Source organism: Cellulomonas sp. WB94 (assembly GCF_003115775.1).
Taxonomy (GTDB): domain Bacteria; phylum Actinomycetota; class Actinomycetes; order Actinomycetales; family Cellulomonadaceae; genus Cellulomonas_A.
The window spans coordinates 110,994-123,343 of the sequence record NZ_QEES01000001.1; the positions used below are offsets into that span (position 1 = coordinate 110,994).

Sequence of the window (12,350 nt, forward strand, 5' to 3'; positions counted from 1 at the left end):
CATGCCTCTCGAGACGGGGCCTGGGACGACGCGGGCCGACGGGCGCGGGCGTCGGCCGCTGAGGATGCCCGCAGGCTGGAGCCGCTGGTTCGGGTGGCTCCGCCCTGCGGGCGTCGTCCGGGCTCAGTCGGTGGCCGGCCCGGACCCGCTGGCCGTCGCGCCCATGGAGACGGTGCCGTCCGCGGCGTCGAGCGGCAGGTCGTCCGCGTCGTCGGCCTCGGGCGCGCCTTCGACGGAGAGGTGCGGGGTGAGCCGCTCGGCCCAGCGGGGGTAGGCCCAGTTGCGGTCACCGATGAGCTTCATCAGCGCCGGGATGAGGGTCAGCCGGACCACGAACGCGTCGACGACGACCGCGAGGGCCAGGCCCATGCCGACCATGGCGACGATCCGCTCGCCGGTCAGGGCGAAGGACGCGAAGACGCAGAACATGATCGTCGCGGCGGTCGCGATGACCCGGCCGGTCTCGGAGACTCCCAGGCGGATGGCGCGGGCGCTGTCGCGGGTATGGGTCCACTCCTCGTGCATGCGGCTGACGAGGAACACCTGGTAGTCCATCGACAGGCCGAACATGATGCCGACGATCAGCACCGGGAGGATGTAGATGATCGGGGCTGCCCCTCCTACCCGCAGGACGCCAGTCCCCCAGCCCCACTGGAACAGGGCCGTGACCACGCCCATGCCGACGACGATGGTCGCGATGTTCGACACGGCGCCGACGAGCGGGACGAGGATGCTGCGGAACGCCATGGCCAGGAGCAGGAACCCGAGCAGGGCGATCAGGCCGAGGTAGAGCGGCAGCTTGCTCATGAGCGCGTCCGCCAGGTCCATGCTGACCGCGGCGGTCCCGGTCACGCTGACCTGGAGGTCGGAGGAGCTCTCCGCGGCGGGGATCACCGTGTCACGCAGGGTGGTGATCAGGTCGGTCGTCGCCTGAGCCTGGGGGCTGCTCCCCGGGGTGATCGAGGCGACCGAGACCTGCTGGCCCGCGGTGTACGGGGCCGCGGCGACGCTCGCCACGTCGTCGACCGAGGCGACCTGCGCGACGAGCGCGTCGAACGCGGCCCCCGCGGCGGCGTCCGGGGTCGTCGCGACCAGGATCACCGCGTTGTCGTAGCCGGCGCCGAAGCCCGTGGACATGAGGTCGAAGTACTCACGGGTGGGCGACCCGACGGGATCGGCGCTCGCATCGGCGTCGCCGACGTTCAGGCTCATCACGGGTGCAGCCAGCGCCAGGACCACGAGGAGCGCAGCGGCGGCCATGCGTCGGGGAGCGCGTTGGACCAGCAACGCCCACCGGGTCGACCGACCGGCCGTGACGGGGCGGCCCGCCGCGGCCGTGGCGGGGGCGACGGATGTCGGGTCGGCGAGCTCCGCCCTCTGGCGCTTGGACAGGATCTTCGGCCCGATCATCGCCAGCAGGGCCGGCAGCAGCGTGATGGCGGCGGCCACGGTGAACAGGACGGTCAGCGCCGCGGCCTGCGACATGCCGGTCAGGACGCCGAGGCCGACGACGACCATGCCGAGCAGCGCGATGATGACGGTGAGGCCGGCAAAGATGACGGCCCGTCCCGAGGTGTTGAGCGCGACGGCGATGGCCTCGGGGACGGACTTGCCGGCCATGAGTGCCTTGCGGTGCCGGTTGACGATGAACAGCGCGTAGTCGATGCCCACACCCAGACCGATCAGTGAGCCCATGGTCAGGCTCGTCGCGCTCACGTTCGTCCAGCTCGAAGCCAGGACGACGACCAGCAGCGAGGTGCCCACGCCGACGAGGCCGGTGAGGATGGGCAGGATCGAGGCCCACTTCGACCGGAACATCCAGAAGAGGATCGCGAACGCGGCGACGACGCCCAGGCCCTCCGGCCCGTGCGAGCCGCCGGGCTGCACGTAGAACGCCTTGCCGCCGACGGCGACGTGCGCCGAGGCACTGTCGAGGGAGTGCGCAGCGGCGGAGACGGCGTCGATGTCGACACCCTCGTCGACGGTGATGGTGGCGAAGGCCGTCCCCGTCGAGGAGCTGATCTGGGTGGCCGCGGCCGGGTTGGCGGCGTCGTAGGGGCTCGCGACGGAACGGACCCCAGGGATCGCGGCGACGTCGGCCAGCATCGCGGCGACGTCGGCCTGCACCGTGGCGTCGTCGACCGACACGCCCTCGACGTGCCACACGAGGTTCCCGGTCTCGGTCGTGGTGTCGGGGAACATCCCGGCCTGGGCCAGGATGCCGTAGGCCGTCGTGGACTCCGACGCGGGAGAGTCGGTCGCGTCGCTGAGGTGGACGCCCATCCCCACGATGGCGACGACCAGACCGACCAGAGACATGACCCACAGACCCAGGACGGTGCGCTTTCGCCGGGAGCACCACGGTGCCAAGTTCATCACGGGAGGACCTTTCGACAGGATCGGACAAGGTGTCGGATCCATCGTCGTGACGGCGCCCTCGGCGGTCGTCAGCCCAGCGCGGTCCACGTCCTACCGCAGGTGCGGTAGGCCGACCGTTTCGCCGTGTGCGCCCGTCGTCGGCGCATCCGTGCCCGCCGACGGACGCGACCCCGCGCTCTACCCGCGGCGCTCGCTCCGGAGTACAACTGGTACGAACCGGTGCAACTCGGTGCGCCGGCGAAACCAACAGGAGGTTGGTGCCATGCCAAAGTTCATGGACGTTCACCACGGGATGACCGGCATCACACCCGAGGCGCTCAAGGCCGCACACCAGGCGGACCTCGACATCCAGGGTGACGAGGGTGTCGACTTCCAGAAGGCGTGGGGGGACCCCGAGTCCGGAACGGTCTGGTGCGTCTCGGAGGCGCCGAGCGCCGAAGCTGTCCAGCGCATCCACGAGCGCACCGGGCACCCGGCCGTCGAGATCTACCCGGTGCCGGTCGAGGTGTAGCTGAAGGCCATCGTCACAGCGCGCTGTCGCCCCAGCGCGCTCGAGCGTGGACGGGGCTCGAGTGTGGACGGGGATCGAGGGGTCGGCGGGCCCGTCGCACGTGCGACGCGGAACCACCGGCCTCCCGGTCCCCGTCGCCGCCTCGCGAGCGTCCGGCGCGATGAGGTGAGCCTCACCATAGACACCGAAATGTGACCTACGTCATAGTTTGGGGTACCTGGGGCCCATCCGGGGCCGCCTTCCATTCTGGGGACGATGAGATGAGGCACGCGAGAACCAGCTCGACCATTGCCGCCACGGCTGCCCTGCTCCTGCTCGGGGCCGTTCCAGCCTTCGCGCACTCGGGGACCGACGGCCAGGGAGGGCCGACGGAGCCCGTCACTGTCGCAGAGCACCTCGCCGGGCCGTTGACGTTCGATGTGGCTGGCAAGGCGCTGTACATCGGGCAGAACTTCAGCGGGACCTTGACGAAGGTCACCAAGGCCGGCAGCACCGACCTCGTCGGCCCCAACGGGCTCGACCTGGCAGCCGTCTCCGTCGCCGACGGAGTGGTCACGTGGGGCGAACGCAGCGGCGACCTCGGCGCGGCGACCAGCGCGGTGCTCCACCGGATGGACAAGCGTGGGCACACGTCGACGGTCGACCTGCTGGCGTACGAGGTCGCCAACAACCCCGACGGGACCGTCGAGTACGGATTCCAGGGCCTCGACCCGACGTGCGCGGCCACACTTCCGCCCGAGCTGGCGCCGCACATGGGCGGCGTGGACTCCCACCCGTACGGGTCAGTGACGACCCGCGGGACGACCTACGTCGCGGATGCCGGAATGAACGCGATCCTCGCCGTCGACCGGCGCGGGAACGTCAGGACCGTCGCAGTGCTGCCCCCCGCGCTCGTGCCCGTGAGCGCTGAAGCGGCGGCGGCCTTCGGGCTCGACCCGTGCGTCGTCGGGCACGACTTCGCACTCGAGGGCGTTCCCACCGACGTGGAGGTCGGTCGGCACGGGGAGCTCATCGTGTCCTCGCTCCCTGGTGGCCCAGAGGACGGCAGCCTCGGCGCGAACGGCCGGGTGTTCTCGCTCGACAAGCGATCGGGCAACCTCTCCTTGCTCGCATCCGGGCTCGCCGGGGCAACCAACGTCGCGGTGGCCCCCGACGGCACGATCTACGTCGCGGAGCTCTTCGCGGACCGGGTCTCGGCCATCTCGCCGCGCACCGGCGACGTGACCGCGGTGAAGACGCTCACGCAGCCCGCAGGACTCGAGTGGTCGGACGGCAAGCTGTACGTGTCGACCAACGTCTTCGGCGACGGCTCAGTGGTCAGCTTCACGCCGTAGTCGCGGGTCTGCGGGCGCACCGCAGCTGGTGGCACGCTACGAGCGCCGACCTCCCCTCGGGGGTCGGCGCCCGCGGCATGACAGGAACATCGGCCCCTGTCGTCGAGGAGAGCGGTCATCACCGAGGCTGCCGACGCGGGGACGCCGGGCCGGCACCCGGCACCAGCGGGTGCCCCGACGCGCGGCGCCGCGTGTCCCTGCCTACGCTCGAGCCGTCGGACAAGCTACGGAGGCTCACGCATGAAGAGGGAGGCGATCGGTCTGAAGCCCGGGTCGACTCCCACCCCGCTGCCTGCCGCCCCCGGGCAGGAGTCGGTGTGGCACTACCCGCGGCCGCCGCGCGTCGAGCCCACGGCGGAGATCGTCGTCGTCACGCTCGACGGTCACCCCGTGGCGAGGACCACGCATGCGGTCCGGGTTCTGGAGACGAGCCACCCGCCGGTGTACTACCTGCCGCTGGATGCCTTTGAGCCGGGTGTCCTGGAGGCGGACGCCGGGTCGTCGGTCTGCGAGTACAAGGGCGTCGCCGGCTACGTCTCGGTGCGCGTCGGGGATCGAGTCCTGTCCCGGGTCGGATGGACGTACCCGAGGCCGCTGCCGGGCTACGAGATCCTGGCCGACCGCATCGCGCTCTACGCCAACGACCTCACCTGCACGGTCGACGGCGAGCTGGTCGAGCCGCAGGCGGGCGGGTTCTACGGCGGTTGGATCACGTCGCGCGTCGTCGGACCGTTCAAGGGATCCCCGGGCTCTCGCGGCTGGTGAGCGTCGCCCGGCGACCCGGTGACGACGGAGCGCGCATGTTCTTCGCAGCCGGGATCCACCGGGCCGAGGTGCGGCCGCCGGACCGCAGCGAGACGTTGCACACCTGCCTGGGCGCACACGAGGTCGCGGTCAGGCTCCGTCGTCGTCGTCGCGGGTCATGTCGCCGGTTGCGGGGTCGGTACCCGTCGGGGCGTAGCGCAGCTGGACCGCCCCCGCGCTCCCCGCCACGGGAGGCTCGAGCAACGTCAGCCCGGATGCCCGGATGCCGTCGGGGAAGACCTTCTTGCCCTGGCCGAGCACGATCGGGTAGACCCAGAGCGTCAGCACGTCGAACAGCCGCTCGGCGAGCAGTGTCTGGACGAAGTCGACGCTGCCGATGACGTGGGTGCTCTCGTGCCTGTCCCGCACTGCTCGGACCTCGGCGATGACGTCGGGGCCGAGCAGGGTGCTCCCCGACCAGCCCAGGTCCGGCGTCCCGCGGCTGGCGACGTACTTCGGCACGGCGTTGAGCTGCCGGGCGATGTCGTCGTCCTGGTGCGGCCAGTACGCCGCGAAGATGTCGTACGTCCGGCGCCCGAGCAGCAGCGCGTCCATGCCCGCGATGCCGGCGCTCACCTCGCGGCCGACGACGTCGTCCATCAGCGGCGCCTGCCAGCCACCGAAGGGGAAGCCGCCGGAGGTGTCCTCGTCGGGGCCGCCGGGCGCCTGCGCGACACCGTCGAGGGTGACGAAGAGGTCGATGTGAAGGCGGCCCATGGCTTCTCCTCTGCTGGTCCTCGCTGTGGGCGACCGATCGAGCGTTGTCCCCCGTCCAGCGATCGAGCTGGACGTCTTCATGCTCCTGCCACGACTTCATGCTCCTGCCACGACGTCAGTGGTTGATCATGCTTCCTGGGTCGTCGTCGGAGCCGACCTCCGGCAAGGACCGCGCGGCCTCCTCAACGGACTCTTCATCGGCCAGGGTCTCTTCCACGTCGTCGTCAGCGACCGGCGTGTCGTCGATGCTCTCGCTCATGGCGATCCCTCTCATGTCGATGCCTCGCGGCCAGCTGGACCGTTCCTCCGATCCTAGATTTGCCCTCGGCTGCGCGCCCGCTGGAAGTGCTCGTCGCCAGTGCCTCAGCCACCGACGCCTCAGCCGGACCTTCCTGCCACGCGAGCGGCTCCCACCCGCTCTGCGGCAGTCCTGGGCTGCGGGCACTGCCCAGGACTGCCGCGGTTCATGGCGGACGGGGCTAGGCGTCCTTCACCGCGGCTGCCCAGGAGAGCATGGGCGACTGGGAGTTGGTGGCTTGGAGCCGGATGCGCACCGTCCCGGGATCGGCCAGGGTGAGGTCGTAGCTGAGCACCCTGCCGGGTGTCGACGTGTCGAGAGTCACGCTCGGCTCAACCTTGTGGCTCGTGCCGTCGTAGTCGAGGAACACGTCGTAGGTCCGGCTCGAGCTCGCCCACCAGGAGTAGCTGCCCGCGGCGATCGTGTAGCGGCCGGCCGGCAGCGTGAAGGTGAAGGCGTCGAAGGCGCCCACCTGGTTCGCCGTGTACAGGCCGGTCGTCGTCGTCTTGCTGTAGTCGCCGGCGACGACGCCCTTGTACTGGAGGTTGCGGTTCCCGGACGCGTCCTGGGCCCACGAGCCCCACGTCGCGCCGTTCTCGTAGACCTGGTCCGGAGCCTGGTTGAGCAAGGCATCGCCGGCAAGCGCCTTGACGGCCAGGTAGGCCGGCGAGTCGTAGCCGAGGTGGCTGCTGCTGGTGGTGTTCGTCACCGTCCCGTTGACGTCCGCGAAGTACGTCAGCCCCTGCGGGACGACCTCGACGTGCGCGACCGTCGTCGCCGCGCCGTAGGTACCCGTGACGCTGACCGACGACCACGACTGGCCGAAGTCCACCCCCGAGACGCTCCACGTCACGGGCACCGCCTTGGTGCTGCCGTCGGTGAGCGTCGCGTCCAGCGTGCCCGGCAGCGCGGGCGCCTGCCCCGTCCACGTGGCGACCCAGGTGGACGGGAACGAGACGATCCGGTTGGACAGCGGGTAGGAGGCAGCCTGGAGACGGGCGACGAGCTGCGCCGCGCCGTCTGCGTCCAAGCCGTAGACCGCCGGTTTGACGACCGCTCGACGGGCCAGGGAGATGTCCGTCTTCAGCAGCGTCCAGTCGGTGTCGGTGAAGTCGCCGTTCCGCTTGATCTGCTCGGCGGCGACGAGCGCCTGGTTCAGCGCCGAGGCGTCCGCCGGCACGGCCGGTCTGGTCTCGACGACGCCCACGGCGTCGACCCACAGCTTGCCCGCCATGACGGAGAGCGTCACGGTGTGCGGTCCGTACGGCAGGCCGCGCAGCGAGAAGGTCTGCTGATAGCTCGTCGACGATCGGGTCGTGGCGTTGATTGCCACGAGCCGGCCGTCGACGTCGACGTCGAGCTTGGCGCTGCCGTCGTCGGTCCCCACGATGTCGATCCCCGAGCCCGTGAACGTGTAGCTCATGGTCGCGCCGGTGGCCTGGCTGATGGACGACGAGCGCTGGTACTCGTACATGCCGCCGCCGTTGGCGTGCTTCCAGGACCCCGTGTAGACGAGCTTGGTGGCGGGCGGGTCGGCGAGGTCGTTCATCTCGAGGTTGTCGAGGTACTCGCTGTAGTACGGCTGGTAGCCGGGCAGCTGCTCGATGGTGAGGTTGTCGAAGTCGGTGAAGTAGAACCCGCTCGCCAGGTCGACGCGGCCGGAGAGGTACGGCGCCGTGTCGGTCCAGGTGAACACCTGCTGGTTGTCGACGAAGCCGGTCACCTGGCTGCCCGCCACCTGGATCGTCAGGTGGTGCCAGGCGGTGGCGTCGAACCCGGTGAGTGAACCGGTGGAGATCGTCGAGCCGAGCCGCTGGAAGAGCCAGGTGCCGCCCGAGCTCAGTCGGAACGAGTATGGCGTACCGCTCAGCTGGTTGGAGCTGGAACCCCCGGTCGACCGGGCGCCGATCGCCGCGTAGTTGTCGGCCGCGACGCCGCGCTCGAAGTGCACGTCCACGCTCGCCCGGTAGTTGGTCCAACGCAGGTCACCGATGCCGGTGATCGGGTCGCCGCTGTTCCACGCGGCGCCCACACCCGTCGCGGTCCGGTCGATCTGCTGGCGCAGGACGTAGTTGCCGTCGGTGGCCTTGAACGCTTCGAAGCCGCCGTTGCGATCCCAGGTGTACAGCGGGATGGCGCCCTGGTCTCCTCCGCGCGAGGCGATGAACGGCTCGGTCTGGCCGGACAGGCCACCGCCGGCCGCGATCACCGGGACGGTCCTGGCCGAGTAGTCGAAGTCGTCGGACCACAGGATGCCGTGGGCCGGATCGGCGTCGAGAACGGTGCGCTGGCCTTCGACTGGCAGCGGAGTGGTCCAGCTGCCGTCGCCGGTGACGTCGAGCGAGGTCACCGTGACGATCGAGTACGGCTTGACCTGCACCGTGTAGGTGCCGTCCGCATCCGCCAGCGCGTCGGCGACGTGCTGCTTGTAGTTCGCGTCGACTGCCTCGCCGGCGTCGGCCGCCCGCGTCTCCCACACGTGCAACGACGTGTCCGCAGCGTAGGTGAAGTTCTGCGGCGTGATCTTGTACGTCTTCGCGTACTCGGAGTCGTTGACGACGACGGTCGAGAAGGCGCTCTTGTCCGGCGCGGCGAGGGTCATGTAGTTCGCCGAGCCGTTGCGCCCGTTGACGGGGTTGGTTCCTGTCGCCCCGGCTGCGCTCGCCTGCGGAACCGCCCGCCAGATCCCCGCGGTGTTGGTGGAGTCTTCCCAGCCGGTCACGGCGAAGTCGCTGAAGTGCTGCAGCACCGCCAGCCCGGCGTCGTAGTGGATCCAGCCCGACCACGGGTCACGGGCGCTGACAAGCTCCTTGTAGGAGTACTGGCCGCCCTCGTAGAAGGAGCCGATGGCGGGCTGGTAGATGAAGGTGGTCCGGCGTGAGTCGACGAAGCCCTTGACGGCCGTGACCGCCATCTCCAGAGGTCCCCCGACGCCGCCGATCCCGGTGCCCGCCACCGTCGGGTCGGCGGTGTTGTTGTTGGGCCGGAACGACGAGTTCGAGAACGTCGCCTGCGCCTCGCTGTTCCAGACCTCCTTGTCGTACTGATCGGCGAGCTTCGTGAAGTCCTTCGCGCTCGTGTCCGCGGTCGTGTAGTGGTAGCCGGCCGCCGCCACGGCGTCACGCAGGGTGGCGTCCGCCACCATGTCGTCGCCGAAGCTGCCCAGTCCGGACTCGTCGGAGATGACGACCTTGATCTGGTGGTAGAGGTCGGCCTCGCCGGGTCGGAAGCCCGCGAGCGTGGGGTCGGCGCTGACGTAGCCCGTGGTGTCGGTCTTGACGAGGTTCGCGTACTGCTTGCTCCACGCGAGGTTGGGCGTGGTCTCGTTCACACCGGGGTTGACGTAGTCGACCATGTACCCGTAGTGGCGGTACGCGGCGAGGATGGTGTCCTTGTACCAGGTGTAGATCTTGTCGTTGGTGTTCGCCCAGGTCGGCGCCGCCCACCGGAGGATGTCGACCTTGAGGTTCGGGTTGTACTTCTTGGCGTCCGCGGCGAGCTGGAAGCCGGGCTCGCGGGCGACGTTGGCCACCTCGTCGGCAGTGCGCATCGTGGCCGGCTCGGGGCCGGTCGAGGTGTTGCGGTCGTCGCCCATCTCGATCTTGACGGTGGTCATGATCGGGTGCGTCCCGCCGAACAGGACCTCGAGCAGCTGCGCGTAGGCCGCCGGCTGCAGCGCCTTGTAGTCCATGAGCAAGGCGCTGGTGCTGTTCGCGGACAGCACGCCGAAGCCCTTGAAGGTCAGGCCGTTGACGTTGCTCGCGGCGATCTGGTTCGCGTCGACGCCGACGACGACCGGCGCGGGGTCGACCGCCGCCACGAGCGGGGCCGCCGACGCCGGGGCCGCCGAGATCGGCAGCGCGCCCTGCAATCCGCTGAGGAGCACCGCTGCAGCGATGGCGGCGCCGACCCCCACCCGTCGCCGGGGCGGGGGCCAGAGCCTCGAGCCGGGGACGTTCGGCGCGGTCGCGTGGGAGGCATGCACAGGTCTCTCCTGTCGTCGATGACGGGGACACTCACCGCTCCGAGAATCGATCACCATCGATCACATTTCTCCCTGCGGAGCGCGCTGCTATGTTCGTCCTCGACCGGAACCTTGTCAATATGTTCGCAATTGTTCGTTTCGGCGAATGCTAGCGCTGACGACAGGCGACTGCGCCGAGCCGGGCGCACACGCGACCCACGGTGCCGCGTCACGCCTTGGCATCGATCACGGCGTCGGTGCACGCGGCGGCGGGCAGGTTCAGCTCGGCTTGAGCCGCTCGTCGAAGAAGTCCAAGACGCGGTCGACCGCGACCTGGGCGCGGTGGGCGGTCAGAGTCGCATGGCCCTTTCCCTCCAGCTCGACCGTGAGGAAGCCGTCCCCGAGCATGCTGGTGAGGGTGTCGAACCGGGTGCCGGTGGCGGAATCGGTCCGGTACCGGACCCCCAGGACCGGGCAGCCCTCGGCCACCCGTCGCCGAACAGTCTCTCGGTCCGCCGGGCTCAGACCGAGGTCACCGGCGCGCGCGCGGCCGAGGGCGGCCGGCAGGGACGGCTGGGCCACCACCGGCGCGGCGACGGCGTCGTCCACCATCATCGCCAGGGCGAACCCGCCGGTCAGGCACATGCCGAGCGCACCGACCCCGGGACCACCCAGCTCGGCGTGGAGGCTGCGCGCGAGGGACCGCAGCCACTCGGTGACCGGCGAGGCAACTCCGGCCTTGAGCTTGGTGAACTCCCGGCTCACGCACACCTGGGCGATCGACTTGACGATGCGCCCCGTGGACGCCGGGGCGCCCGGGTCACCGAACAGGTGCGGCAGGACCACCGTGAAGCCCCGCCCGACGACCTCGTCGGCGAAGGCCAGGACCTCAGGTGTGAGGCCCGGGACCTCATGGATGACGACGACCCCCGGGCCGACGCCCTTGCGGTAGGTGGCGTGCGTGACGTCGCCCGCCGTGTGGCTGCCACGCGTCCAGGACTCAAGGCCGCTCATCGCCACATCGTGGCACTCCCCCACTGATCCGGGTCGCCCAAACGAAGGCATTCATCGGCGCGCTCGGTACGCCCTCGCCACCGGCACCGCAACTCCGCTGCGACCGATTTCGGTCCTCACGTTCGCGCCCGACGGCGCGGCGACCCGGATCGAGATGCGCACGGTGTTCCCGACGACGGAGCTGCGCGACGAGGCGGTCGCCAAATACCACGCGATCGAGGGCGGCCGCCAGACCCTGAGCAACCTGGCCACCTACGTCACCGAGCTCGTTCGGAAGGGAGTGGAGGACTGATGGCCGCCACGGTGTTCTTCAGCGTGTCGATGTCGTTGGACGGGTTCATCGCGCCCGAGTCCCTCGAGGACCTGATGGGCCAGCAGTGGATGGAGCTGCAGCAGTGGGTGTTCCCACAGCGGTTCTTCCGGGAGAACCTCAACCTCGGCGAGGGCGGCGAGGAAGGACGCCACAACGACATCCTGCGGGCGACGTTCGAGCGCACCGGCGCGAGCGTGATGGGCAAGCGCATGTTCGACGCCGGCGAGCATGCGTGGCCGGCCGAGGCGCCGTTCCACACGATCCTGCTGTACCTGAACGCCCGCCTGGTCGACGAGTTCTCGATCGCGCTCTCCCCCGTGCTCTTCGGCGCGGGATCCGCCTGTTCGAGGGCGTCGACACGGGCCGCGTGGCCCTGGAGCAGGTCCGTTCGGAGCCCTCGCAGCGGGTGACCCACTTGACCTACACAGTCCGGGAGCGGTGACAGCGCTCGCACCGTCGGGTCGCACCGTCGGGGCGTGAGCCGAGTCCGACCTCCCTGGTGCGCTGGCTCGGGTGCGCGTAGCGTCACAACGACCAGAGCGGTGCCCGGAGCGAGAGGTGGCAATGACATGAGCATGATGGCGGACATGATGAAGTCGATGTCCATGCCCGAGATGGCCGGCATGACGATGGACATGGACCTGTGTATGGAGTGCATGGATACGTGCTCGGCGGCGGCGATGGCAGCCACCATGTGCGCCGACGCTTGCGCGGGCGAGGGCATGGGTCGGTGCGCGTCGATGTGCATGAACACCGCGGACGTCGCGACGGCGATGATGCGGATGCTGATGCGTCCGGCCGGCATGGACATGGCCGCGATGGGCCCGATGATGACTGCTTGCATGGCCATGGGCGAAGCCTGCGCCGCTGAGTGTGACCAGCACGCGGCCATGTCCGAGCACTGCCGGATCTGCGCCTCCGCGTGCCGGGCGATGGTCGACTCGTGCACGCGGATGATGGCCTCGATGAAGGGCTGAGGCACCGGGAAAGGGAGCCGTCCTCGCGCCCCTCGGAGG

9 protein-coding genes and 2 pseudogenes are annotated in these 12,350 nt (G+C 69.9%); 6 read left to right on the forward strand and 5 right to left on the reverse strand.

Features of this window, described 5'->3' with window-relative positions:
* Positions 1–123 precede the first annotated feature (123 nt).
* Positions 124–2,376: an MMPL family transporter gene (locus tag DDP54_RS00565; RefSeq protein ID WP_242448127.1), complete on the reverse strand. Its 2,253-nt coding sequence runs from the start codon at positions 2,374–2,376 to the stop codon at positions 124–126.
* Between the two features lie 265 nt (positions 2,377–2,641).
* Here DDP54_RS00565 and DDP54_RS00570 point away from each other — a divergent pair, with 265 nt between their 5' ends.
* From DDP54_RS00570 to DDP54_RS00580, 3 genes are all read left to right on the forward strand, one after another.
* Positions 2,642–2,890 carry an SCO4226 family nickel-binding protein gene (locus DDP54_RS00570; RefSeq protein ID WP_109130092.1) on the forward strand — a complete coding sequence of 83 codons (249 nt, stop codon included), beginning with the start codon at positions 2,642–2,644 and terminating at the stop codon, positions 2,888–2,890.
* 260 nt (positions 2,891–3,150) lie between these two features.
* Positions 3,151–4,224, forward strand: a complete 1,074-nt coding sequence (locus DDP54_RS00575) for a ScyD/ScyE family protein (RefSeq protein ID WP_109130093.1) — start codon at positions 3,151–3,153, stop codon at positions 4,222–4,224.
* Between the two features lie 240 nt (positions 4,225–4,464).
* Positions 4,465–4,989 carry a DUF427 domain-containing protein gene (locus tag DDP54_RS00580; protein WP_109130094.1) on the forward strand — a complete coding sequence of 175 codons (525 nt, stop codon included), beginning with the start codon at positions 4,465–4,467 and terminating at the stop codon, positions 4,987–4,989.
* Positions 4,990–5,118: 129 nt separating this feature from the next.
* Here DDP54_RS00580 and DDP54_RS00585 read toward each other — a convergent pair whose 3' ends face one another.
* From DDP54_RS00585 to DDP54_RS00595, 4 genes are all read right to left on the reverse strand, one after another.
* Entirely contained in the window at positions 5,119–5,745 is a 627-nt protein-coding gene (locus DDP54_RS00585; RefSeq protein WP_109130095.1) for a dihydrofolate reductase family protein, read from the reverse strand.
* 115 nt (positions 5,746–5,860) lie between these two features.
* Positions 5,861–6,004, reverse strand: a complete 144-nt coding sequence (locus DDP54_RS18045; protein WP_158274421.1) for a hypothetical protein — start codon at positions 6,002–6,004, stop codon at positions 5,861–5,863.
* 220 nt (positions 6,005–6,224) lie between these two features.
* Entirely contained in the window at positions 6,225–10,028 is a 3,804-nt protein-coding gene (locus DDP54_RS00590) for an Ig-like domain-containing protein (RefSeq protein ID WP_242448128.1), read from the reverse strand.
* A gap of 258 nt (positions 10,029–10,286) precedes the next feature.
* Entirely contained in the window at positions 10,287–11,021 is a 735-nt protein-coding gene (locus tag DDP54_RS00595; RefSeq protein WP_109130097.1) for a dienelactone hydrolase family protein, read from the reverse strand.
* Positions 11,022–11,130: 109 nt separating this feature from the next.
* Here DDP54_RS00595 and DDP54_RS00600 point away from each other — a divergent pair.
* From DDP54_RS00600 to DDP54_RS00610, 3 genes and pseudogenes are all read left to right on the forward strand, one after another.
* Positions 11,131–11,313 (forward strand): annotated as a pseudogene (locus tag DDP54_RS00600) (hypothetical protein); the annotation flags it as partial.
* Positions 11,313–11,776 (forward strand): annotated as a pseudogene (locus DDP54_RS00605) (hypothetical protein). The pseudogenes DDP54_RS00600 and DDP54_RS00605, both read left to right, overlap by 1 nt.
* Before the next feature lie 127 nt (positions 11,777–11,903).
* Positions 11,904–12,311 carry an aldehyde dehydrogenase gene (locus DDP54_RS00610; RefSeq protein ID WP_109130098.1) on the forward strand — a complete coding sequence of 136 codons (408 nt, stop codon included), beginning with the start codon at positions 11,904–11,906 and terminating at the stop codon, positions 12,309–12,311.
* Positions 12,312–12,350: the final 39 nt, after the last annotated feature.

What these genes read in the sequence shown, in the direction of transcription:
- DDP54_RS00565 (WP_242448127.1), bottom strand. Translation starts at nt 2,376, where the DNA reads ATGAACTTGGCACCGTGGTGCTCCCGGCGAAAGCGCACCGTCCTGGGT.
- DDP54_RS00570 (WP_109130092.1), top strand. Translation starts at nt 2,642, where the DNA reads ATGCCAAAGTTCATGGACGTTCACCACGGGATGACCGGCATCACACCC.
- DDP54_RS00575 (WP_109130093.1), top strand. Translation starts at nt 3,151, where the DNA reads ATGAGGCACGCGAGAACCAGCTCGACCATTGCCGCCACGGCTGCCCTG.
- DDP54_RS00580 (WP_109130094.1), top strand. Translation starts at nt 4,465, where the DNA reads ATGAAGAGGGAGGCGATCGGTCTGAAGCCCGGGTCGACTCCCACCCCG.
- DDP54_RS00585 (WP_109130095.1), bottom strand. Translation starts at nt 5,745, where the DNA reads ATGGGCCGCCTTCACATCGACCTCTTCGTCACCCTCGACGGTGTCGCG.
- DDP54_RS18045 (WP_158274421.1), bottom strand. Translation starts at nt 6,004, where the DNA reads ATGAGCGAGAGCATCGACGACACGCCGGTCGCTGACGACGACGTGGAA.
- DDP54_RS00595 (WP_109130097.1), bottom strand. Translation starts at nt 11,021, where the DNA reads ATGAGCGGCCTTGAGTCCTGGACGCGTGGCAGCCACACGGCGGGCGAC.
- DDP54_RS00610 (WP_109130098.1), top strand. Translation starts at nt 11,904, where the DNA reads ATGAGCATGATGGCGGACATGATGAAGTCGATGTCCATGCCCGAGATG.